At 62.4% G+C, this 22,018-nt stretch carries 25 protein-coding genes; 19 read left to right on the top strand and 6 right to left on the bottom strand.

Going from position 1 to position 22,018, the window contains the following annotated elements; translation table 11 throughout:
- Positions 1 to 70: 70 nt before the first annotated feature.
- A complete protein-coding gene (locus AC1RGE_RS04190; protein WP_492583443.1) occupies positions 71 to 502 on the bottom strand; it encodes a hypothetical protein in 432 nt (143 codons plus the stop codon).
- The gene (locus tag AC1RGE_RS04195; protein WP_015635476.1) at positions 499 to 969 is read right to left on the bottom strand and encodes a DUF6896 domain-containing protein; all 471 of its coding nucleotides are present in this window, start codon (positions 967 to 969) and stop codon (positions 499 to 501) included. The genes AC1RGE_RS04190 and AC1RGE_RS04195 overlap by 4 nt, the downstream gene beginning before the upstream one ends.
- Here AC1RGE_RS04195 and AC1RGE_RS04200 point away from each other — a divergent pair.
- From AC1RGE_RS04200 to AC1RGE_RS04210, 3 genes are all read left to right on the top strand, one after another.
- Entirely contained in the window at positions 968 to 1,246 is a 279-nt protein-coding gene (locus AC1RGE_RS04200) for a hypothetical protein (protein ID WP_011061106.1), read from the top strand. The two genes, AC1RGE_RS04195 and AC1RGE_RS04200, sit on opposite strands and share 2 nt — an antisense overlap.
- A 63-nt stretch (positions 1,247 to 1,309) precedes the next feature.
- Positions 1,310 to 1,906 carry a hypothetical protein gene (locus AC1RGE_RS04205; RefSeq protein ID WP_492583445.1) on the top strand — a complete coding sequence of 199 codons (597 nt, stop codon included), beginning with the start codon at positions 1,310 to 1,312 and terminating at the stop codon, positions 1,904 to 1,906.
- A 339-nt stretch (positions 1,907 to 2,245) separates the two neighbouring features.
- Positions 2,246 to 2,785, top strand: coding sequence for a P-loop NTPase family protein (locus AC1RGE_RS04210; RefSeq protein ID WP_077934046.1), 540 nt, complete (start codon positions 2,246 to 2,248; stop codon positions 2,783 to 2,785).
- Between the two features lie 123 nt (positions 2,786 to 2,908).
- Here the strand turns inward: AC1RGE_RS04210 and AC1RGE_RS04215 are convergent, their stop codons facing one another.
- On the bottom strand, positions 2,909 to 3,802 hold the full coding sequence (locus AC1RGE_RS04215) for a LysR family transcriptional regulator (RefSeq protein WP_065363950.1): 894 nt from the start codon (positions 3,800 to 3,802) through the stop codon (positions 2,909 to 2,911).
- 99 nt (positions 3,803 to 3,901) lie between these two features.
- On the opposite strand from AC1RGE_RS04215, the gene AC1RGE_RS04220 reads away from it, so the two are divergent.
- Both AC1RGE_RS04220 and AC1RGE_RS04225 read left to right on the top strand, forming a co-directional pair.
- Positions 3,902 to 4,219: a twin-arginine translocation signal domain-containing protein gene (locus AC1RGE_RS04220; protein WP_492583447.1), complete on the top strand. Its 318-nt coding sequence runs from the start codon at positions 3,902 to 3,904 to the stop codon at positions 4,217 to 4,219.
- A 14-nt stretch (positions 4,220 to 4,233) separates the two neighbouring features.
- Positions 4,234 to 5,445, top strand: coding sequence for an MFS transporter (locus AC1RGE_RS04225; protein WP_492583449.1), 1,212 nt, complete (start codon positions 4,234 to 4,236; stop codon positions 5,443 to 5,445).
- Between the two features lie 121 nt (positions 5,446 to 5,566).
- Here AC1RGE_RS04225 and AC1RGE_RS04230 read toward each other — a convergent pair whose 3' ends face one another.
- The gene (locus tag AC1RGE_RS04230) at positions 5,567 to 5,740 is read right to left on the bottom strand and encodes a hypothetical protein (protein WP_346624230.1); all 174 of its coding nucleotides are present in this window, start codon (positions 5,738 to 5,740) and stop codon (positions 5,567 to 5,569) included.
- Between the two features lie 339 nt (positions 5,741 to 6,079).
- Between AC1RGE_RS04230 and AC1RGE_RS04235 the strand changes: the two genes are divergently transcribed.
- From AC1RGE_RS04235 to AC1RGE_RS04280, 10 genes are all read left to right on the top strand, one after another.
- Positions 6,080 to 6,682 (top strand): transposase, encoded by a 603-nt coding sequence (locus AC1RGE_RS04235; RefSeq protein WP_047286332.1) that lies wholly within the window; start codon positions 6,080 to 6,082, stop codon positions 6,680 to 6,682.
- A gap of 74 nt (positions 6,683 to 6,756) precedes the next feature.
- Positions 6,757 to 8,391, top strand: a complete 1,635-nt coding sequence (locus AC1RGE_RS04240) for a ShlB/FhaC/HecB family hemolysin secretion/activation protein (protein WP_374046632.1) — start codon at positions 6,757 to 6,759, stop codon at positions 8,389 to 8,391.
- A 21-nt stretch (positions 8,392 to 8,412) separates the two neighbouring features.
- The gene (locus AC1RGE_RS04245; protein WP_492583451.1) at positions 8,413 to 10,230 is read left to right on the top strand and encodes a DUF2341 domain-containing protein; all 1,818 of its coding nucleotides are present in this window, start codon (positions 8,413 to 8,415) and stop codon (positions 10,228 to 10,230) included.
- Positions 10,231 to 10,241: 11 nt separating this feature from the next.
- The gene (locus AC1RGE_RS04250) at positions 10,242 to 10,667 is read left to right on the top strand and encodes an ExbD/TolR family protein (RefSeq protein WP_011061113.1); all 426 of its coding nucleotides are present in this window, start codon (positions 10,242 to 10,244) and stop codon (positions 10,665 to 10,667) included.
- A gap of 3 nt (positions 10,668 to 10,670) precedes the next feature.
- Positions 10,671 to 11,387 (top strand): energy transducer TonB family protein, encoded by a 717-nt coding sequence (locus AC1RGE_RS04255; protein WP_011061114.1) that lies wholly within the window; start codon positions 10,671 to 10,673, stop codon positions 11,385 to 11,387.
- Between the two features lie 40 nt (positions 11,388 to 11,427).
- The gene (locus tag AC1RGE_RS04260) at positions 11,428 to 13,122 is read left to right on the top strand and encodes a putative porin (RefSeq protein WP_011061115.1); all 1,695 of its coding nucleotides are present in this window, start codon (positions 11,428 to 11,430) and stop codon (positions 13,120 to 13,122) included.
- A gap of 17 nt (positions 13,123 to 13,139) precedes the next feature.
- Positions 13,140 to 13,787 (top strand): DNA repair protein, encoded by a 648-nt coding sequence (locus tag AC1RGE_RS04265; protein ID WP_103291169.1) that lies wholly within the window; start codon positions 13,140 to 13,142, stop codon positions 13,785 to 13,787.
- Positions 13,788 to 13,807: 20 nt separating this feature from the next.
- On the top strand, positions 13,808 to 14,293 hold the full coding sequence (locus tag AC1RGE_RS04270) for a YbjN domain-containing protein (RefSeq protein WP_123473595.1): 486 nt from the start codon (positions 13,808 to 13,810) through the stop codon (positions 14,291 to 14,293).
- Positions 14,290 to 15,246, top strand: coding sequence for a peptidylprolyl isomerase (locus tag AC1RGE_RS04275; protein WP_492583453.1), 957 nt, complete (start codon positions 14,290 to 14,292; stop codon positions 15,244 to 15,246). The genes AC1RGE_RS04270 and AC1RGE_RS04275 overlap by 4 nt, the downstream gene beginning before the upstream one ends.
- 174 nt (positions 15,247 to 15,420) lie before the next feature.
- Positions 15,421 to 16,398 (top strand): LysR family transcriptional regulator, encoded by a 978-nt coding sequence (locus AC1RGE_RS04280; RefSeq protein WP_011061119.1) that lies wholly within the window; start codon positions 15,421 to 15,423, stop codon positions 16,396 to 16,398.
- A gap of 66 nt (positions 16,399 to 16,464) precedes the next feature.
- Here the strand turns inward: AC1RGE_RS04280 and AC1RGE_RS04285 are convergent, their stop codons facing one another.
- Complete coding sequence (locus tag AC1RGE_RS04285; protein ID WP_492583455.1) at positions 16,465 to 16,860, bottom strand: hypothetical protein; 396 nt, start codon at positions 16,858 to 16,860, stop codon at positions 16,465 to 16,467.
- Positions 16,861 to 17,057: 197 nt separating this feature from the next.
- Here AC1RGE_RS04285 and AC1RGE_RS04290 point away from each other — a divergent pair, with 197 nt between their 5' ends.
- Both AC1RGE_RS04290 and AC1RGE_RS04295 read left to right on the top strand, forming a co-directional pair.
- Entirely contained in the window at positions 17,058 to 19,007 is a 1,950-nt protein-coding gene (locus AC1RGE_RS04290) for a hypothetical protein (protein WP_492583457.1), read from the top strand.
- 89 nt (positions 19,008 to 19,096) lie between these two features.
- Positions 19,097 to 19,609, top strand: coding sequence for a GNAT family N-acetyltransferase (locus AC1RGE_RS04295; RefSeq protein WP_011061120.1), 513 nt, complete (start codon positions 19,097 to 19,099; stop codon positions 19,607 to 19,609).
- A gap of 134 nt (positions 19,610 to 19,743) precedes the next feature.
- Here AC1RGE_RS04295 and AC1RGE_RS04300 read toward each other — a convergent pair whose 3' ends face one another.
- Positions 19,744 to 20,436 (bottom strand): aspartate/glutamate racemase family protein, encoded by a 693-nt coding sequence (locus tag AC1RGE_RS04300; RefSeq protein ID WP_492583459.1) that lies wholly within the window; start codon positions 20,434 to 20,436, stop codon positions 19,744 to 19,746.
- A 78-nt stretch (positions 20,437 to 20,514) separates the two neighbouring features.
- On the opposite strand from AC1RGE_RS04300, the gene AC1RGE_RS04305 reads away from it, so the two are divergent.
- The gene (locus AC1RGE_RS04305; RefSeq protein ID WP_492583461.1) at positions 20,515 to 21,303 is read left to right on the top strand and encodes a helix-turn-helix domain-containing protein; all 789 of its coding nucleotides are present in this window, start codon (positions 20,515 to 20,517) and stop codon (positions 21,301 to 21,303) included.
- Between the two features lie 183 nt (positions 21,304 to 21,486).
- The gene (locus AC1RGE_RS04310; protein ID WP_015635490.1) at positions 21,487 to 21,978 is read left to right on the top strand and encodes an SET domain-containing protein; all 492 of its coding nucleotides are present in this window, start codon (positions 21,487 to 21,489) and stop codon (positions 21,976 to 21,978) included.
- Positions 21,979 to 22,018 lie beyond the last annotated feature (40 nt).

Here is a 22,018-nt window from a genome sequence, read left to right on the forward strand (position 1 = left end):
ACTCGATAGTGAATCGACGGTTGCCATCAGTGGCCTGATCCCAGGCCTCGGTCCTGACGCCAGGGCTTTCTCATGAGTGTCTGGCCGCGTAGGTCTGGCCCGTCAGCAGCATGACGCCTTCTTTTGAGCAGACGCCGGTGATGCTGTTGATCACGACTTCAAGGCCGCTGGAATGCGGGAACAGCGAAAACAGCAACTCGAAATACAGGTAGTCCTGGACCAGGCGCGCCGCCAGATCGGGATGGTCCTTCAACAGCATCCTGAAGCTTGGGTAGCCCAGCTCTGCAAGTTCCTGGATGTCGACAAAACCCTGGTCGATATCGTCGGTTTTGCATTCGGCGGCAAAGGTGTCCGCGCAGTCAAGAAAGCGTTGCGGCAGATCGCCGTGGTGGATGCGCAGTTCATAGGGCGTTACCGGGATCGTCAGTGCTTCGCCGAAGCCCAGGCTGCGATAGCCGACGGTTTGTGGGTCGATGATTTGGCCGGCTGAGGTGAACTTCATGATGGGCTTCCGGGGTGCTCGGGGGGTGAGGGACTGTCGCTATCTTCGAGCGTGCGCGCTTGGGATCTAACGGTTGCGACGTAATAAAGGATATAGCCCGAATACACCAGCGAGCCTGCTGCCACTTCTTGGTCGAAGCACTGCTTTAGTTCATCCTCATCCGTAAAACCGTATTCCACGAGCCTGTTCTCGGCAAAGCCGGCCAGCCTCGATAGGGTTATTCCGTCGATTTCGCCCTGCTCGCCAAAGTCAAAGCTCACCGTTGCCGTTGGCAGGTGAACGGCGCAGCCATAGCCGTGCTTGAAGTAGCGAATACCGCCAGCCAGTTCTCCTTGATCCGGGATATCGGTTCCCACCCAATCGGCGTTGCTGGCGGGGAGGGGAATGGCGGATTGTTGCATCAGTTCGACAGCCGTGCGGATGCTGGCTTGGTAGTCGGAAACAAGATGGGCGAGGTGCGGGTTCATGGGCATTGGCATCGTGGGCAAGGGGGCAGAAGATTTCAGAGATTGCGGCGCGATACAAGCGGCGAGTGTGCTGGATGCGCGCCAGTACGTTGATATCGGTATATTCGCCCGGACAAATTTCGGAGCCGAAAACATGGGGTTTTCCACCACTGTCTGGGAATGGTACGGGCAGGATGAGTACAAGCGGGTGCTGGCGGTGGGCGAGGCGCAGTTGCGCCCCTTTCTGGAGGAACTGATGGTGGATTGTGGACGTGCGGTGCGTGGCGTGAAGTCTTGACCCAAGTATTGGCCAGAGGCTGTTAACGAATGCGGCAACCTGTGATGGAGTGGACAGAAACGGATGTTTGACGAGCTGATATTTACCGGTGAAACGCCTGCAAAAGAGGATGCCTATGCCGGTGGTGGGGCCTGCCTGCCCACGGAGCTGGCTTGGCCCTGTTCGCCTGATGGAGTGCCGCTGACACACCTGGTGGCCTTTCCTGGACATTGGTTTTCAGAGGCCCTGATCGATAGGAGTTATTGGGTTTCGGTTTTTGTACCGTACTTGCCGGGCGAGGTCGGCCACTATCGAAAGTTGCGTGCCGTCCAGGGACGCTCGCAAGCGGTTGTCATGGGCTATGTTCGAGCCGGTTCCGAGCGGAATGAGGCTGTTCAGCCGATTTCAGATCGCGGGGCGGTACGGCTGGGGGTGAACCGCGACGTGGATGATGACGAGAACCTGGCCTCGAAGCTGGATGGCGTGGACGCTTGGCTGCAGGCGCCTGTTTCAGCGGAGGCAGGGCGCAGAAGGGTATCCATTTATGGGGGCGATCTGGATAGAGCGCTGCCTGAGCACAAAGGCGTGCTTTCGGATGGCATGGGGTATCTGTTTCTGGATGAGGATTTTTCAGAGCGGATAGGCGCGGGGATTGGTCGGTTCTTTTTGCAGTTGGGGTAGGGGAGATGGCGCTATCGAAAGCAACGGCCAGGCCAGCGATTTTCGCTGAAAGGGCGTTTGACTGCGTGAACGGGCGCTGTTCGAACAATGCCAGTTGAGATGCTTCTAGATCGACGGAGAGGGCCAATGCTCTATCCCTTGGTCGGGGCCTGACCTAAGTATCTGTGGCCCTTGGCGGCTAACCGTTTGGACTCACCTGTGTCGATGCTTTGTCGTTTGGGCTGACCGCTTTCGGTCAGAAGTTGCCTGTCGTGATGAGCGCCTGTTGTTGACCGAGGTAAGCATTGACGTAAACTCGCCGCCCCAAAAAATCAGCTTGCATAGCGAGAAGGAGCTTCGATGCAACGGGTGATGATTGTTGGTCAACCTGGATCAGGCAAAAGCACTTTGGCGCGTGAGCTTGGTCAGCGCACGGGCTTGCCGGTCGTTCATATCGACACTATCCACTGGCAGCCAGGGTGGATCGAACGAAGCCCGGACGAGAAGACGCGGCTTTGTCTCGATGTAGAGGCTCGAGATCGCTGGATATTCGAAGGTGGCCATTCAGCCACTTGGGACAACCGGGTGGCCCGTGCCGATCTTTTGATATGGATTGATCGTTCGGCGACGCTTCGATTCTTGCGCGTACTGCGCAGAACGCTGCTCCAACGCGGTCAGTCTCGGCCCGACTTGCCGGAGAACTGCCCCGAGCTGCTGGCGAACCTGCCGGAGTTTTTTAGATTCATGTGGCGGACGAAAAAATCAGCGCGAGAAAAAATGCAGCAACTTGTAGCAACAGCGCCATCAGCTTGCCGCGTGGTTTGTCTGCGGTCTAATCGGGATATCGGCATTTTTCTCGCGAGTATGGGAAGTGCGACTGTCCAAGCTCTGCAGGATTGATCGACGGTTGACTGACTGCGGAAACTGCCGCTTACGAGCGGCAGTTCCTGGCCGATTGTTGCCTGTCACGATCGGCCGCAATCGATCCATAGCAGACGTTGTCGCGCGTCGAATGCAGAGGGCTCAGCTTCTATATTTCAGCGCCTCCACCAATGCAGAAAAGGCGGGAGACGCTTGTCGCCTGTTCGGGTAATACAAATGGTAACCCTGAAACTCAGGGCACCAGTCGGCCAAGACTTCTTTGAGCCGGCCGTCAGCCAGATAGGGTGCTACCAATTCCTCTGGTACGTAGGCCAAGCCAACGCCATCAACGGCGGCATTGAGTACGTGCATGATGCTGTTGAAAACAAGTTGTCCATCTGCCTTGACGGTAAAAGCCTGGCCATTACTTTCAAATTCCCATGCGTAGATCGCCCCTGATGGTCTGTGTCGGATATTCACGCAGTCATGCCCGGTCAGCTCATGGGGGGTTGTTGGTGCCGGGTTGCGTTCGAAATATTCTGGAGAGCCCACCACAGCCAACCGCCAATCTGGGCCTATGCGAACGGCGATCATGTCTTTGCTGATCGATTCGCCCATGCGAATGCCAGCATCGAATCGTTCCTCGACCACGTTGGTGAATCCATAGTCGACGTAGAACTCCAGTGTGATATCCGGGTAGCTCTTCAGGAAGCTTGCAAGCATTGGCCGAATGCACAACTCAATCTGATCATCAGTACAGGAAATACGAATCGTGCCACTGGGCTTGTCCCGCAGCTCGCCCAGCGCTTCAAGCTCGGCGGTGATCTGATCAAAAAGCGGAGCGATCGAGCGCATCAATCTTTCTCCCGCCTCTGTGGGCGACACATTGCGTGTCGTGCGGGCCAGCAGTCGTATCCCCAGTCTTTGTTCAAGTGCCCGGATCGTATGACTCAGCGCAGAGGGAGTAATGCCCAGTTTAGCGGCGGCTTTCGTAAAGCTTTGATCTCGCGCCACCGCAAGAAAAGCTTGGAGATCGTTGACTTTAGTACTGGCCATTGCTGAGTTTTTCTCAAAACCACATGAAGATTACGCCTACTAATCAAGATATTTCGAATCCGTCAAGCTCTGTCACATATCTGGAACGGAGTACTGATGATGAGCGAGACACCTGTAACCCTCCTCGAAGCTGCAGAAGCCTTGAACTCTCCAGGGCTTGATCGGCGCGCATTCGTAAAGGCCAGCGGCGTCAGCATTGCGGCCCTGGGCGTCCTTTCAGTCGCAGGCGGTGATGCCTTAGCAACTGACTCGAAAAGCGCTGTCAGCGCGCCGGAAGGCGCCAACAATTTTTACAAAAGTGACAAGGTCACTGTGCAAAAGGTGACCTTCAAGAGCTCATACAGTCTTCAAATTGTGGGCAATCTTGTAACGCCCAAAAATCTGGATAGAAACGCTAAAACGCCTGCAATTGTTTGATGAGAGGTTTTTGAATGACGGCTCAAGTATTCGACACCCCGGCAGGTGAGGCCCTCGGCACGCCGGGGACTGGTGAACTGCCGGCTTACTGGAGTGGCATCTTTGCGATGACACTGTGCGTATTCGCGTTGATCGCCTCGGAGTTCATGCCTGTCAGTTTGCTCACGCCGATTGCATCTGATCTGCAAATCAGTGAAGGACTGGCCGGGTATGGGATCGCCATCTCCGGCACCTTCGCGGTGCTGACAAGCCTTGCGATTTCCAGGCTAGTGGGTTCAATGGACCGCAAGACGCTGTTGCTTGTACTGACCGGGATTATGTGTGTGTCGGGGCTGGTGGTCGGTCTGGCGCCGAACTATACGGTGTACATGATTGGTCGTGCGCTGATCGGCGTGGTGATCGGTGGATTCTGGTCGATGTCGGCGGCAATGGCCATGCGCCTGGTACCTGCCCATAGCGTGACCAAGGCTCTGGCAATCTTCAACGGCGGCAATGCTTTGGCAACCGTAGTGGCCGCTCCGCTGGGAAGCTATCTGGGGAGTGTCATCGGTTGGCGGGGTGCTTTTTTCTGCCTTATTCCGGTAGCGATTATCGCGTTGATCTGGCAGTGGATCAGCCTGCCAGCCATGGCGCCGGCGCCGCGCAAACCGGGCGCTGGCAATGTCTTCCGATTGTTTAAGAGCCCATTGGTCAGTTTCGGCATGTTGAGTGTGGGCATTTTCTTCATGGGGCAGTTTGTATTGTTCACCTATCTGCGCCCGTTCCTGGAAACCGTCACAGGTGTAGATGTATCCCTGTTGTCGATGGTCCTGCTGGTCATCGGCGTGGCGGGTTTTGTCGGGACCGTTCTGATCGGCACTTTCCTGAAAACCGGAATGTACCGCGTCCTGGTCTGCATTCCACTCTTGATGGCCGCGATTGCACTTTCTTTGATTGTCCTTGGCGGCAAAGTCGTGGCAGCTTTTGTACTGCTTGGGCTGTGGGGCCTGATCGCGACGGCGGCACCTGTGGGGTGGTGGTCGTGGTTGGCCAAGGCGTTGCCCAAGGATGCTGAAGCCGGTGGCGGCTTGATGGTGGCGGTCATTCAGCTATCCATTGCGCTGGGCTCTACCCTCGGTGGGCTGCTGTTCGACGGCAGCGGTTATCGCATGACATTTCTCGCAAGCTCTGTCTTGCTGGTACTTGCGGCAGTGATGGCCTTTTTCACATCGCGAAACCAGGTTTAATAGAAGGCAGACTGAGTAAGGCTGGCAACTGTCCACAATTTGTAAGATCGGATTTGATCAACGTCCGCTATTGGCCGTTTTCAACCACTTTTAAAAGACTTCTTTCCCCCTAAAAAACAAATCACCGCCCCCATTTGAAGCGCTCCGCGCCGCCCAGCAGCACGATTGCCGCTACGTTGGAGATCTGTTGCAGATTGGCGTCGTCAGCATTCCCCGGCTCTGCGCGGGAGAGGCTTTCCAGCAGTTGAGTCATGGCCAGTAAAGGTGCCGCACCCTTGGCATGTAGCACGTCCAATGGTGCGGTCTTGCTTATGAAACAGAGCCCCCGTCCGGGCGGCGCATTTTCAAGCCTTCCCCAGTACAACAATTCCCTCCCGTAGGAGCCGGCTTGCCGGCGAAGAGGGCGGCCTGGTCGTGCGCGGAATAACGACAGCCCAGCGCTGCACTGGTGGCAGTTTTCGCCGGCAAGCCGGCTCCTACAACGTTCGCGCGTTGCTCTCGTGAATGAAGCTTTTATGACAAAAGTTCGGTAGCACATGGCCACGCGCGTCTTGGGTATGTAACGCGCTTGAGGGGGCCGCCAGGCCACTTTTTTAAGCCGAGGCGGGACGCCGGGAGTGAGGCTATGGGGACTATGGAACGCTACTCGAAAGTGGGCATGCAGGAGCTGGATCAACGGCTATCGAAGATTGTCGAGGCCGCGCGCAAGAAGCCGGTGTCGGTCTATCGCTACGGCGCGCCGTGGGTCTGGATCGTCTCCCAGGATGACTGGCAGGGCGCCTTGAAGGAGGTGGCCAGCTATATCCCGCCGGGGCATTCGCTGGTGCTGCTGCGTCCGCAGATCGATGAGTTGCTGGATCAGCACCGCGACCTGCTCCAGGGCCTCAATGCCGAGCCCGGCATGCTGATCGCGCCGCGTACGGTGATGCACATTCTGTTGTTGCAGTTGCTGTATTCGGTGCCCAGCGAGCAGCAACTCTATGAGCAGCTCAGCTACAACCTGCTGTTTCGCTGGTTCGTCGGCCTGGACCTGAATCAGAAGGTCTGGAGCTTCGGCGTCCTCAGTCGCGATATCGCCACGCTGTTGAACAACCCGCGGGCGGTGCAGTTGATCCAGAAAATCATCGGTGAAGTGTTCTGCGGTGCCTTGCTGCAAATGCCTGAGTTCTCGTTGAACTTCGCGCTGTTGCACACCTGGCTGGCTCGCCACGAAAACACCTCGATCACCAGCAATTGAAGCGGCCAAACGCTGTGCAGACGGCGACGGCAATGCGCGTACGCGCGCCAATTTTCAGTTTTTTAGGGGGCGGTGTGGAGCATCTGGGCAAATCAGGGCGACCGGGCAGTGGCGGGCGCTGGTGGCCGTTGTGCGGTTGGTTGGCACTGGCGGCGCTGGTGCCGGCGGTGCAGGCCGAGGAGGGCGAGCCGGCCCCGGTCGAAGCCTCGGCCGCGGCGCGGTTGGTGGACGTCAATGAGTACTTCGTGCGCGGCAATACGGTGCTCGATGCCCGGGCCATCGAGGAGGCGGTGTATCCCTTCCTTGGCCCGCAGAAGGCCCTGGCCGATATCGAAGGCGCCCGGGATGCGCTGCAGAAGGTCTATCAGGAGCGCGGCTACCAGTCGGTGTTCGTCGAGCTGCCGGAGCAGAAGGTCGAGGACGGTATCGTTTATCTGCAGGTCAGTGAAACCAAGGTCGGTCGGGTGCGGGTGGTGGGGGCCAAGCATTATTCGCCGGTGGAGATCCGCGACCAGGTGCCGGCGCTGCAAGAAGGCCAGGTGCCGGACTTTGCCACGGTGCAAAGCCAGCTGGCCGGGCTTAATCGCGGCGCCGGGCGCCAGGTCATGCCGCTGGTGCGTGAAGGCCAGCGCCCGGGGACCATGGACGTGGACCTGCAAGTGGAAGACCAGAACCCCTGGCACGCCAGTGTCGGCCTGAACAACGACTACAGCGCCGACACCGAGAAGCTGCGCACTGTGGTCAACGTCGGCTACGACAACCTCTGGCAACTGGGCCACAGCATTTCCCTGACCTATTTCACCGCGCCCCAGGACACCGACAACGCCAAGGTCTGGTCCGGTTCCTACACCGCGCCGCTGAGCGATCGCTGGGCCTTGCAGTTCTCCGGCTACCAGTCCGACAGCAACATCGCCACCATCGGCGGCAGCAATGTGCTGGGCAAGGGCCATTCCTACGGGGTGTCGGCGATCTACACCTTGCCCGCCGCGGGCAACTGGGCCAACTCGCTGTCGGTGGGTGTGGACTTCAAGGACTTCGAGGAAGAGATGCGCTTTGGCCGCAGCAGCGACCAGATTCCGCTGAAGTACGCCCCCATGACCTTTGGCTACAACGGCTACCGCTACAGCGAGAAAGCCCAGCTGGGCCTGGGCCTGAACCTGATCGTCGGCACCCGGCGCTTCTTCGGCTACGGCAGTGACGCCGAGGAGTTTCACTACAAGCGCGACGAGGCCAGCGCCAGCTTCTCGGTGCTCAAGGGCGACCTGAATTTCACCTACACCTTCGCCAACGATTGGCAGTCGGCGTCCAAGGCGGCGTTCCAGCTGGCCTCGGGGCCGCTGGTGTCCAACGAGCAGTATTCCGCCGGCGGCGCCACCTCGGTGCGCGGCTACCTGGCCGCCGAGCGCACCGGGGACGAGGGCTACCTGTTCTCCCAGGAGTTGCGCACGCCGTCTTTGGCCAAGTTCCTCGGCAGCTACGTGCAGGAGTGGCGCTTCTATGCCTTTGCCGAAGGTGCGCACCTGTCCCTGCACGACCCGCTGCCCGAGCAGGAGGACGAATACAGCCTGGCCAGTGTCGGCCTGGGCACCCGCGCCAGTTTGAGCAAGTGGCTGTCCGGCAGCCTGGACTGGGGCTACCCGCTCAAGGACGGCCCCAACACCCAGAAATACGACCCGCGCCTGCACTTCAGCGTGCAAGCGACGTTCTGACTTTTTACGGAGACCCTTCACATGCAACGCTTATTCCTGAGCCTGTTGATCTGCCTGGGCTTCGTGCTCCCGGCCACGGCCCATGCCTGGTGGCAGGACGACTGGCATTACCGCAAGCAGATCAGCGTGGACACCACCCCGCAAGGCGCCGCCATCAATGAAGCCCTTGGCCGCACCGCGCTGCTGGTGCGCCTGCACACCGGCAACTTCACCTTCGACGGGGTCAAGGAAGACGGCGCCGACCTGCGCTTTGTCGCCGCCGATGACAAGACCCTGCTCAACCATCAGATCGAAAGCTTCGACCCGCTGATGGGCATGGCGCTGATCTGGGTCGATGTGCCCAAGGTCGAGGGCGGCCAGCGCCAGGACATCTGGATGTACTACGGCAACCAGAAGGCCCCGAGCACGGCCAATGGCCAACTGACCTTCGACCCCAGCTACACCGCGATCTACCACTTCGACGGCAGCAACGGCACGCCGGCCAAAGACACCACCGCCTATGGCAACACCGCGCAGAACGCCACCGGCGCGGCGATCGACGGGGTGATCGGCCGGGCCCTGCAGTTCAGCGGCCAGCCGCTGCTGCTGCCGGCCAGCCCGTCGCTGCAGCACAACGCCGGCGGCGCCTTCACCTTCAGCGCCTGGGTACGCCTGGACCAGGCCAGCGGCGAACAATTGCTGCTGGCTCGCCGCGAAGGTGCCGGCAGCCTGCTGATCGGCATCAACCAGGGCATGCCCTTTGTTGAAGTGGACGGCCAGCGCGCTGCCTCCACCCAGCCGCTGAACCCGGGGCAGTGGCAGCACCTGGCCCTGAGCGGCGAGGGCAGCCGACTGGCGCTGTATGTCAATGGCCGCGAAACCGCGAGCCTGGCCCAGGCCATTCCCACCTTCAATTCGCCATTGGCCATCGGTGCCGATTTGCCGCCGGCCGCCGGGGTCGAGGCCAGCCACTTCCAGCCGTTCACCGGGGCCCTGGACGAGCTGCGCCTGTCCAAGGTGGCGCGTCCGGCGGCGCTGATCCTGGCCGATGCCAGCGCCCAGGGCGCGGAGTCGAAGCTGGTGGTCTACGGCGTCGATGAAGAACAGTCGGGTTTTGGTTTCGGCAGCCTGGGTTTCCTGCTCAAGGCGGTGCCGGTGGATGCCTGGGTGATCATCCTGGTGCTGGTGGGGATGATGATCCAGTCCTGGGTGATCATGCTGCGCAAGAACCGCATGGTCGGCCGGGTCAGCGCTGCCAATGCGCTGTTTCGCGAGCAGTTCGCCAAGGTCGGCACCCGCCTGGAGATGTTTGCCGACGACCAGGTGCTGGCCAGCCGCCTGGAGCATTCCTCGCTGTGGCGCCTGTACCTGGTGGCGGTGAAAGAAATTCGCACCCGGCGCGAGCAGGGCGCCGATACCTCGTCGGTGTCGGCGGCCACCATCGAGGCCATCCGCTGCTCCATGGATGGCGTGCGCACCCGGGAAAACCAGCAGCTGAGTTCCAAGCTCTCGACCCTGTCCAACGCCATTGCCGGCGGCCCCTACATCGGCCTGTTGGGCACGGTGCTGGGGATCATGGTGGTGTTCCTCGGCACCGCCATGGCCGGTGACGTCAACATCAACGCCATCGCCCCGGGCATGGCCGCGGCCTTGCTGGCCACCGCCATGGGCCTGTTCGTCGCGATCCCGGCGCTGTTTGGCTACAACCGCCTGATCACCCGCAACAAGGAAGTGGGCGCCGACATGCGGGTGTTCGTCGACGAGTTCATCACCCGGCTGGCGGAGCTGCATGGCGAGAGCCAGCACAGCGAAAACGCCCACTGGCGGGTCAGCCACAGCAACGCGTCGGTTCCGGCCTGAGGAGAACTACCATGGCTTCCGTGAATGCCTCCCATGACGACGAAGACGATGCCGCCGTCGACAGCATCAACATCACGCCCCTGGTGGACGTGCTGATGGTGGTGCTGGTGATGTTCATCCTCACCGCCACCGCCCAGGTCTCGGGCATCCAGATCCACTTGCCCAAGGCCAGTGCCTCGGTGTCGCTGTCCGAGGCCAAGACCAAGGCCATTTCGGTGAACGATGGCGGCCAGGTGTTCCTCGACGCCTACCCGGTGACCCTGGGCGAGCTGGAAGAGCGCCTGCGCATCGAGAAAGCGCAGAACCCGGACTTCCCTATCATCGTCCGCGGCGATGCCACGGTGCAGTACCAGAAGGTCATCGAAGTCCTCGACCTGCTGCGCCGCCTGGAGTTGTCCCAGGTCGGCCTGGTCACCGGCAAACCGAGCCAGGGCTGAGCCATGAGCGCACATCAACCGTTCGAGCTGCCGCCGGTACAGAACAAGCCGCGCGCCCTGCGCCTGCTCAAGTGGGGCGCGGGGCTGCTGCTGGGTGCCGTGGCGGCCTGGCTGCTGTGGCAGTGGGCCAATGACATGGCCGGGGTGCGCCGGGAAGCGCCGAAGGTGCCGACCATCATCCCGCTGCCGCCTCCGCCGCCTCCACCCCCACCGCCGCCGGAGAAACCCAAGGAGCCGGAGCCGGTGGAAGAAAAGATCCCGGAACCCGAACCCACGCCCACCCCCGAGGAGGTCAAGCCGGAGGAGGAAGCACCGCCATCGCCGGCGGACGACCTGGCCAACCCGATGCAGATCGACGGCGATGCCCAGTCCGGCAACGACGGCTTCAACGTCGGTGCCGGCAAGGGCGGCGGCATGGCCGGCGCCGGTGGCGGCGGGCTGGGCACCGGCACATACAAGCAGTACCTGGCGGCGACCTTCCAGCGCGCGCTGCGCGAAGACCCGGAGTTGCGCAAGAAAGCCTATGCCTTGCAGGTGGACCTGTGGCTGGGCGCCGACGGGCAGGTGACCCGCGCCGAGCTGGCCGGCTCCAGTGGCAACCCCGAGACCGACCAGCAAGTGCTGGCGGCACTGCGGGCCACGCCGCGCCTGAAAGAGCGCATGCCGGCCTCCCTGACCTTGCCGGTGCGCCTGTCCCTCAAGGGCCGGCGACCGGAATGAGCGAACCCCTATTTGCAGTTTCTACAGGAGTTGTGTGCAGATGATTTCCACCGTGAATCGATTGACCCTGGCGCTCGGCATGGTCGCCCTGACCCTGGCCGGACAGGCCACGGCCGCCGCGGCCGCGCCCTCGGAGAACGCCACGATCAACCTGATCCGTCTGTTGGTGCAGCAGGGGGTATTGAAGCAGGAGCAGGCCGACGGGCTGATCGCCCAGGCCGAGAAAGAAGCCCAGCAGGCCCGCGCGGCCACCGCCGTGGCGGCAACCGGCCCGGCTGCGGCGCCCGGTGATGTGCGGGTGCAATACGTGCCGGCCATCGTCCGCGACCAGATCCGCGATCAGGTCAAGGCCGAGGTCATGGCCACCGCCAAGCAGGAAAACTGGGCCCAGCCCAACACCTTCCCGGACTGGATCTCGCGCATCAGCTTCGACGGCGACATCCGCCTGCGCGACGAGTCGCGGTTCTTCGCCGACAACAACAGCAACGAGATCGTCGACTACGCCAAGCTCAACGACAGTGGCCCTTACGACGTCAACAAGGACACCAACAGCAAGCTGCCGCCGCTGCTCAATACCCGCGAGGACCGCGACAACCTGTTCCGCCTGCGCGCGCGCCTGGGGATGAAGGCGGTGATCTCGCCGGAATGGACCGCCGGCATCCGCATCGGCACCGGCTCGGACAACAACCCGGTGTCCACCACCCAGACCCTGGGCGGCGGCTTCGGCAAGAAGGACATCTGGCTCGACCAGGGCTACCTGACCTGGAAGGCCACCCAGGACCTGACCCTGACCGGCGGGCGGATCGCCAACCCGTTCTATGCAACCGACATGCTGTACTCCAACGACCTCAATTTCGACGGCGTGGCGGCGATCTTCAACCACAAGCTGAGCAGCGACTGGGGCCTGTTCGGCACCCTCGGCGCCTTCCCGGTGGAGTACACCAACGACACCGCCACCAGCAACGGTTTCGACAAGAACGAGAGCGACACCAAGTGGCTGTTCGGCGGGCAGGTCGGCGCCAACTGGAAGATCAACCGCAGCAACAGCCTCAAGGGCGCCCTGGCCTACTACCGCTTCGACGACATCGAAGGCCAGCGCTCCAGCCCTTGCGCGCCCTGGGCCGGGGCCCCGGGCTGCGACACCGATGGCTCGCGGGTCGCCTTCATGCAGAAGGGCAACAGCGTGTTCCTGCTGCGCGACATCACCCCCAACCCGGCCACGCCGGGCCTGACCCCGCAGCCGCAGTTCGTGGGCCTGGCCTCGAAGTTCGACGTGCTCGACCTGAACCTGGCATGGGACACCGAATTGCCGGACGACCTGCGCCTGCGCAGCCAGACCAACTTCATTCGCAACCTGGCCTACGACAAGGGCGAGATGCTCAAGCGCAGCGAAGGCGAGATCGTCAACAACATCAACAGCCAGGGCCAGTTCGAAAGCGGCGGCAACGCGTTGATGGTGCAGTTCACCCTGGGCAATGCCCTGGAAATGAAGAAGGCCGGGGACTGGAACCTGCTGGCCGGCTACAAGTACATCCAGCCCGACGCCTTGCCCGACGGCTTCAACGACTCCTCGTTCCACCTGGGGGGCACCAACGCCAAGGGCTATTTCCTGGGCGGCAACTACGGCATCGACAAGAACATCTATGCCACGGCCCGCTACATGAGCGCCTCGGAAGTCTACGGGCCGCGCTACGAGGTGGACGTGATGCAGCTTGAACTCAACACGCGCTTCTAAGTGCAGGGAGGAAGGTTATGAACAGCCGAGCGAGGGCAGGGGCGGCGAGCCTGTTGCTGGTCTGGGGCGTGCTGGCCAGTGTCGGCGCCAGCGCCGAAGGCATGGAGGAGCGCCTGCGCACCCAGTTGCGCAGCACCACCCAGCAGTTGCAGGCCCTGCAAAGCGAACAGGCCCAGGCCGCGGCGGCGCGGGTCGCCGCCGAGAACGCGGCCAGGGAGGCCCAGGCCCAGGTCAAGCAACTGACGGCCGAGCTGGCCAAGACCCGCGGTGTGGCAGAGCAGTTGGCCGGCCAGCAGCAGAGCCTGCACAGCCAGGCCCAGGCCCAGGCGGCCGCCAGCAGCGAGCAACTGGGCAAGTTCAAGAAGGCCTATGAGGACCTGCTGGTGCTGGCCCGGGGCAAGGAAGCCGAACGGGCCAGGTTGCAGGCGCAATTGAGCGAGCGTGACACACAAGTGCAGCAATGTGCGGTCAAGAATCAGCAGATGTACGGCATCGCCAAGCAGATCCTGGCGGCCTACGAAAACATCGACGTGGCCGAGGTGGTGAAAATCCGCCAGCCCTTCGCCGGCAGCGCCCGGGTCAAGTTCGAGGAACTGGCCCAGGGCTTTGGCGACGAGCTTTACCAGACCCAGTTCGACGCCCCGCGGGCGGCGAGCACCCACTGATCACCAGGGAAGAGATGACCATGACCTTGATTAACAGCGTCACCACCGAAAGCCTCACCGACCTGCTGCAAGGCGCCGGCTACCGGGTCAACCAGACCGAACAGAACGGCATCGTGCAACTGCTCAGCGCCAGCCAGGGCATCGGCTACGCCGTGCGCTTCGGTAACCCGGGCAGCGAAGCCGGGCACTACGTGGACTTCACCTACAGCTGCGCGCTGCGGGTGCAGGGCGAATTGCCGGCCGGGCTGGCGGAACTGTGGAACGCCTCACGGCGCTTTGCCCGGCTGTCGCTGCAGGGCGAATTCCTGGTGATGGAGATGGACGTGGTGGTGGCCGGCGTCGGCGAGACCCACCTGCGCAGCCAGCTGGAGCTGTGGGATCGGTTGCTGCAGGAGTTCATCGTCTACCTGCGCGAATACAGCCAGCAGGCGGCCCAGTTGCAGGCGCAGGCCGAAGCGCCCCAGGCGGTGCAAAGCCAACCCCGGGAAGAGGCGGCCACCCTGTGAAAAAGCCCACCCTAGTGGTCGGTGCCGGGGCACTGACCTTGCTCGGCCTGGCGTTGGGCCTGGCCCTGCGCCCGGGCAATGACCCGGTGGCGGCGCAGCAGCCGGCCCCGACCCTGCTGCAACAACAAGTGGCGTCTACGCCCGCCGTGGCGCGCCTGGGCAATCAGCAGGTGGCGGCCGAGGAGCTCAAGAGCTTGTTTGCCAGCCTGCCCGAGGAATCCCGGGGGCAATTGCGCGGCAATCGCCCGGCGCTGGAAGCCTGGATTCGTTCACGGCTGGCGGAAAAGGCCGTGCTGGAGCAGGCCGATGCCCAGGGCTGGCGCCAGCGCCCGGAGGTGGAGCAGCAGACCCGCGCCGCCACCGAACAGATCGTGTTTCGCGACTATCTGCAGTCGGTCAGCCAGGTGCCGGCGGACTACCCCAGCCCGGCGGAGTTGCAGCAGGCCTATGACAGCGGCAAGTCGGCGTGGATGACACCGCCGTTGTACCGGGTCAGCCAGATCTTCCTCGGGATCGCCGAGCCCCAGGCGGCCGAGCAGGTACGCCGCCAGGCGCAGGAGCTGAGCCGCAAGGCCCAGGCCGCGCCGGGGGAGTTTGCCGCCTTGGCGGCGCAGTACTCCCAGGACCGGGACAGCGCCCAGCGCGGTGGCGACTCCGGCCTGCAGCCCTTGCAGCAACTGCTGCCGGAGGTGCGCAGCGCGGTGGCCCGGCTCAAGGTGGGCGGGGTGTCCGAGGTGGTGCAGAGCGCGGCGGGTTTCCACGTGCTCAAGCTCACCGAACAGCAGCCGGCACGGACCGCCAGCCTGGACGAACTGCGTGATCGCCTGACCCAGGCCCTGCGCGCCCAGCGCCAGGAGCAGATCGCCAAGGCCTATCTGGAAGGCATGCTCAACACTGCGACCCTGAGCATCGATGGCGCGGTGTTGAACCAGGTACTGGAGGACAAGCTGTAGGAGCTGGCTTGCCAGCGAAGGCGATCTCACAGGCCCCTTCGCCGGCAAGCCGGCTCCTACGAGGCAATACGCAGCACCGGCAACTGTAGGAGCTGGCTTGCCCGCGAAGGCGATCCCACGGCCCCGCCGTCCGCCCGCCAAGGAAGCAACACTCAACAAGACAGGGAGTCACCGATGTCATTTCTCGAACCCGCTCCACTCCAGGGCTTTGCGCCATACACCGCGCCCCAGGAACCCCGGGAAGCCTGGCTAGCCCTGGCCGCCGGCATCGAACCTGCGGTGGCCCAGTATTTTCTGGTCAGCGCCCGTTGCGGCTGCTTCATGCAGGCGGCCCGCAGCCTGAACATCAAGGCCACTCTGCTGCGCAAGCAACTGGCGCAGTTGGAGGAGCACCTGCGTCGTTCGCTGTTCTGCTACCAGGGCAATGCCTTGAGCCTGAGCCGCGAAGGCCTGCAACTGCAGGCCCAGCTGATTGCCCTGGCCCACCAGCGGCGGCTGCCGGTGATCGAGCAACCCCTGATCCGCGTGGCCGTGGCGGAAACCATCCTCCACGACATCCTTGGCCGTGACCTGATCGCCTTGCTGCGGCGCAACGCCAGCGCCCGGCTGGAAATCATCTCCATCGACAGCGACCTGTCCCTGCAGGCCCTGAGCGCCGACCTGGTGCTGTGGCTGGCGGCCGAGGATTCACCCCTGCCGGGCCCCAGCTTCGCCACCCGCGAACCCATGCCCCTGGCGCGCATCGACTACCTGCCGCACATCGCCAAGCGCTACTCCCGGGTCGCGGCCCGCCCCGACAGCCTGGACGACCTGGCGGACTACATGCTGGTGCAGTGGCAGCACGACCGTCATATCGAGCCGTTCCGGCCCTGGAACAGCCTGGTGGAACAGCGCCTGGCCGGGGTGGTGCAGGTGCATTCCTATGAACTGATGCTGGAGATGATCCGCTGCAGCGCCTGCATTGGCCTGCTGCCGCAGTACATGAGCCGCTTCGACCGCGGCCTCACCGCCTTGCCGGGCCTGTTCGAGGAAAGCATGCAACGCCGCGCCTGGCTGGCGGTCAATGCCCAGGTGGAGCATGAAGAGCAGGTACAGCAACTGGTGGAACTGATCCTCAACACCTTCAGCGAACGCCAGGACTGGTTCGTTTGAGGCGAGCCGTTTTGTCGGAGTGACCAGGGCCGAACTCTTGGTGCTATCCGGACCGGGTGCTTGGGCTCATGCCTTGGAGTCAGGGGTCGTGAAATCCTCCCAGAAGTCTTGTACTTCGGCGTTGCTGCTCTTCCGATCGGGGAAGTGGGTGATGTTCCACTGGGTGTCGGTACTGAACTCGTCGCCGAGCAGGTCTTTGGCGATAGCGTTGGCTTTGATGGCCTCCTGCCGGTCTGCCGGCACGTCACCCTCAAGGTCCTCGCCCTCTGGGTTGATCCATACGCCTGGCGCCGGGTTAACGGCAGGATCCCCTGCGTAGGCCTCTTGCAATCGCTTGCGCTCCGCCACTATCTCGGCTGCTTCAGCTCGGGGAGTACCACGAGAAACAAGCAGTGCTTGTTCCATGGCGTCGATTTGCCGTTGTTTCAGCTCAAATGCGTCGTTGTCATCTTTGTAGAACATTCGGTGGTTCCTTGTGCATTGCTTGTTCAGTGGATGGGGTTCACCGAGGCTGTTTGTGACTGACCTTGGATGCCTTACAAGTTAATCGGTGGCCGCCCCCCGGTTTGTGTAATTCAACGAGGGGATGACGGGAAAATGTTGTAGCACCATGACGAACCACTCAGGATGGGCGCAGGACAACGGAGGGTGGGTGCGGTGTGATTAACAGGATTCCCAAGTTTCACGAAGTCATCGAGCTGTTTTACGAGCGGGCTGTGTTCAAAAGGTCGAAGGCGCCTTTGCCGCGGCAAGGCCAGAGCCTGGAGCAGCGCCAGAAGCGTCAGCAGGCAATGCTCGACCTAGTGACCAGGCGGATGGCGGAGGGGGGAGATGATTCACTGCTGACCCCGGTGTTGCGCAATTTGCGGGAGATTCACAAGCACCTAGGGTTCGTTGCCTTGTTTCCTGACAAGGACGTATGCGCTACGCACTTGTATTTCTGGCTGATCGTGTGGCCACAACTTGAGCAAATGTTCGTGGACGCCTTGGAGAATGGTCAGGGTTCTATCCCATTGCGCTATCTGGCACGTTGCTATGAGTGCTATGGAGACCGGCTCTTCGGCGACCCGGTGGCGACGAGGGAGGCCATTCTGACAAGTTTAGAGGCGTCTCTGGTACAGGTCATGGAGTGCTTGGGAATTCCCCAGCAAAGGGCGCAGGCGGCTGTTTTGCAGTTCCTGCGACGTTTGGGTCGCCTGATTCGGCATGATTCGTTTCCGGGAAGAACCTCGGTCGACGCGCCCGTGAAGCAATTGGAGCTGGCCTTGGGGCGATCACAGAAAGCCGGAGCGGTCATTCAGCACCTGGAACATCTGTTCGAAGGTGTAAAGGTGCTGCATGCCGCGGGCCGGTGGTCGTTGCCTGAGCCCAGACCGGTGCTGCCGGATGAGTTGCACGAAGTACACCGAAACCTTTATCAGCAGGCCAGGAGTGATGCTGCGGTCGGCAGACGCTCGCCGAGCTTGTTGCTCGACAGGCTGGTGAGCATTTTCAAAGCCCAGATCAGGCATGTGGAGCCTGGTGAGTTTCTGTCGCAACAAGCGAGGCAAGTCGGGCGGTCAAAGGCGACTCGCAGCTTGATCGAGCATAATGCCGGGCAGCTCCATGCCTATGTCTTGCTGGAGCAGATCAAGAGTGACCTTCATGTCGGGCGCCGGCTGCAGCGCGTCGAAAACAGTGTTCAGGTGCTGGTTGGAATATCCGGTTCAGATCGAGAGTGCTGGCAGGCGTTCTTCCAGGACATTTCGTTGTCGCTGTTCCTGCTCAACGCGATCTTTTCCTCTGCCTTAACCCTGATTCAGCGGCTCTTCGGCGAGGAGGCCTTCGCAGAGGCCGCGTTGATCCTCAGGCGTCTAGTCGAGGCCGAACAGACCGAAGGACAGCAGCGGGAACGACTGCTTGCTGTGGCGGCTCGAGAGCAGATCAGTGCGCTCAAGGCGTTGCTGGATTCCTACCACGCCCAGCATCACCTGGGGTGGCTATCGATGGAGCTTCTTGCCTTCATCTATGCCTTTAAATACAACTACGATCCAGGATTTCAGCCGCATGCCACGGACAAGCTGGAGGCGATTCTCGATGACTGTGTCGATCAGCGAGACATCCGTCACCGGATTGTCTATGAAACCCAATTCGGCCGCTGTACGCGCACCCTGAGTCCGGCGGGCGCGGATGTAGCACTTATCATGATCCATCAATACAACCGCTACATACTCGCTCACTGTGAGTATCCGTTGGAGTATCTGTGCAATCCGCTGCAACGCTTGAATGAGATTCTGCAACGTTCCTTGAGCGCTGCCAGCGCCGGAGGGGAGATCGAGGCGGCGACCCTCAAGCGTTGCATCAATGCAGAGTTTGGGACGGGCAAAAGCAAGTCGGTCATGCGTATTGGTGGTCTCCGTCCCTACGAGTGTCTGCGTGATGTGGGCTTCTATCTGTCAGCATTGCACCTAGAGAAGCAAGAAGCCCTGAACCCGGGGTTATTTCTCTATCTTGCGTTGTCGGATGCTTTGCAGCACCAGGTTCTGCAACTGCTTTCACCTGCAAGCTATGCCGAGGATCTGCGTCGACAGCAAGCTCGCTCACCCGAGTCGCCAGACCAGGGTTTCTAAGGTTTGCGCTTTGTGCTTGAGCGCCTCGCCAGAGTTATACGCATGCCCGTACACTCGATGGCCACTTCGACTTCAAGGATGACCTCGCCATGCCCAACGCCCATCCCACCATCGTCATCGAGCGGTGCAACGAAGCTCATATCGACGGCCTGACGGCGCTGTACAGCGAACCCAGTGTGGCGGCCCAGACCCTGCAACTGCCTTACCAGTCCCGCGAGTTGTGGCGCAAGCGCGTCGGGCTGGGGCAGGAAAACGAGGGGCTGGTGGCCCTGGTTGCCCTGCACCAGGGTGCGGTGATCGGCAGTTGCAGCCTGCTGCAGGTGGCGCGGGTGCGCCGGGCCCATTGCGCCGATATCGGCATGGGCGTATCCCCGGCCTGGCAACGCCAGGGCATCGGCAGCCGCCTGCTGGCGGCCGTGCTGGAGGTGGCCGACAACTGGATGAACCTGCGCCGGGTGGAGTTGACGGTGTATGCCGACAACCAGGCCGCCATCGGCCTGTACCGCAAGTTCGGCTTCGAAACCGAAGGCCAGCTGCGCGACTACGCCGTACGCGACGGAGGTTATGTCGATGTGCTGAGCATGGCGCGCTTGCGTCGTTGAGACCGGGTTCGTGTAGCCGCTGCCGCAGGCTCGGGCCGCGTTCGGACGATCGGCTCCGCAGCAGAGGCAGGGATCCTGTGGCCGCCCGAGGTTCGGCAGGCGATCGCCATGCAAGGCCCTGCGGGCCCTGACGTTCACTCCAGCAAAGCGAAATCCACCGCCGCCCGGGCATGCAATTCGGTGGTGTCCAACAGGGGCAGGGCGCTGTGCTCGGGCTTGAGCAGCAGGCCGATTTCCGTGCAGCCGAGGATGATCGCCTCGGCGCCACGGGCCTGGAGCCCGTCGATCACGTGTTGGTACAGCCGCCGCGAGCTCTCGCTGACAACGCCCACGCACAGCTCCTCATAGATGATGCGGTGCACCGCCTGGCGCTGCGCTGCATCGGGCACCAGCACCTTCAGGCCCTGGTCTTCCAGGCGGCCTTTGAGGAACGCCTGCTCCATGGTGAAGGCCGTGCCCAGCAGCCCCACGCTCAAGGTGCTGGCTGCCTGGGCGGCCTGCACCACGGGATCGGCAATATGCACAAAGGGCACTCCAATGGCGGCCTCTATCTGCCCGGCGACCTTGTGCATGGTGTTGGTGCAGAGCACTACGCATTCGGCGCCGCCGGCTTCCAGGCGCTGGGCTGCCTCCACCAGGATCGCCGCCGCGTCGTCCCAGCGCCCGGCATGCTGGGCCTGTTCGACAGGCCCGAAGTCGACGCTGTACATTAACAGCCGCGCTGAACGCAGCGGCCCCAGTCGATCGCGAACCTGCTGATTGATCAGGCGATAGTATTCGGCGCTGGACTCCCAGCTCATGCCGCCGATCAGGCCGATGGTGCGCATGGGCAACTCCTCTGTGGTGCGGTTGGGTAAGCCTCAGTTTCACGCCGCCACGGGTGGCGATCTATCAGGAAATTTCACATGCCCCAGGTGCTCGAACTTCGCCTGCTGGACGGCCGCCTGCTGCTGCAACTGCTGCCGGCCGCGGCCTACAGCGCCCGCGATCCGGCCCAGTGGCAGACCTTGGGGGTGACCCTGGAACGCCAGCGCGGGGTGCATGCCATCGACTCCGACCGCCGCGAGGATTTCGATACCTGGCCCGGCACCCTGGCCCTGACGCCCGCAGGCATTGAGGTGTTTTCCGAATCCGCCATGGGCGGCGAATACCTGCTGCTGCGCTGGCAGGGCGCGACGCCGCTGGTTCCTGGCCAGCGCCGGATGCAGAGCCCGGGGCATGCCCGCGCCCTGGCCCTGGGGCGCGAAGCCAGGCGCCTGCTGTTGGCGCCTGAGGCCGATGAGCTGGCCCTGGAGCAATGCGCGCTGGCGTTTCTGGGGCTGGCCCAGCCCGGTCGGGCGGCGCCAGCCCCGGCCCCGGAGCTGGGGCAGGTGCTGCAACAGATGGCTGATGAATACGCCCGGGCCCTGTCACTGGCGCAACTGGCCCTGACCTACGGCCACAACGAACTGCGCCTGCTGCGCGACTTTCGTCGTGCTGTAGGCATCACGCCCCATGCCTGGATCACCGAAGTGCGACTGCAAGCGGCCCGGCGGCTGCTGGAGCACACGGACCTGCCCCTGGCGGCGGTTGCCCAGGACTGTGGTTTTGCCCATCAGTCCCACCTGGGCAGCGCCTTGCGCCAAGCCACCGGCCTGACGCCGCGTCAGTACCGGCTGCAGTTTCAGTGCCGAGCGGCGGATACTGCGCTGTAGATTTTGCCTGGTAATGCCTTGCCAGTGATCGTCGCCAGCGGCCCGCAGGATCATCATCGGTGGGCGCAGCTACAGGGCTCGGCGAGCCGGCGGGCAAACAACTCAACGCCCGACACCGGCATCTGCCATGCTCAGGGCCGGCGACCTGCTGTTCTCAAAGGTCGAAGCCAGGGACACAGCACAATGGACGATATCCAGCAACTGGGCGAGATGCTGCGCCACTACGCGGCCAGTGAAGCCCACAAGAAGCAGCTGTTCGACAGTCAGTCGGTGGTCTGGGCGCGTCGCATTCATCAATTGTTCGGGCAGATCGAAGACTGGCTGGCGCCGGTATTGCTGCCGGACCTGCTGGCGTTGCAGCGCGAGCCCTATGTGGCCTTCAGCCCGGCGGTGCCGCTGGAGGTCTCGACCTTCAAGAGCGAGAAGCTGACCATCCATATCGCCGGCAAACCGGTGGAGTTCGTGCCGGATGTGATGGGCCCCCAAGGGCAGATTTCCCTGGCGGTGATCGGCCTGACTGCGGCGCGGCTGGGCAGCGTGTCCCTGGTCGGCGAGGCTTCGGGCGGCTGGCAATGGCGCAAGACCAATGGCTTGAAGGACCCTGACGTCTTTGCCTTTGACGGCAATTTCCTCGCCGCTCAGTTGCAGAGCCTGATCCCCCGCGAGCGCGCCTGACCCGGCCAATACCCCCACTGTAGGAGCTGGCTTGCCAGCC

Source organism: Pseudomonas sp. GW823-FHT02C05, assembly GCF_058797595.1.